At 41.9% G+C, this 253-nt stretch carries 1 protein-coding gene; it reads left to right on the top strand.

Annotated features, from left to right (window positions below; genetic code table 11):
- Positions 1 to 16: 16 nt before the first annotated feature.
- Positions 17 to 253 (top strand): hypothetical protein (locus KVT27_RS25490; protein WP_217582261.1); only part of this gene is annotated, 237 nt, incomplete at its 3' end.

Here is a 253-nt window from a genome sequence, read left to right as displayed (position 1 = left end):
TGAAAAGTTCGCAGCGATGGGTAGTGCAATCAGTTCAGCTATGGACGTTTTGATAGCAAAATTTACGGGAATCGGTCAAAGTATCGGCGCAGGATTAGAAACGGCACTTGCTGTTACGAGTTCAATTTTTAGTAGAATCGGACAGAATATAAGTAGTGCGTTTAGTTCAGCTATTGCAGGAATCGGCGCAGCTTTTTCGGGGATAGGCTCTTTTTTATCTCCAGTGGTAAGTTATATTGCGTCATCATTTTCA

It is taken from the genome of Lysinibacillus sp. GbtcB16 (assembly GCF_019091145.1).
GTDB lineage: Bacteria > Bacillota > Bacilli > Bacillales_A > Planococcaceae > Lysinibacillus > Lysinibacillus fusiformis.
This window is presented reverse-complemented; position numbering and strand designations above follow the sequence as displayed.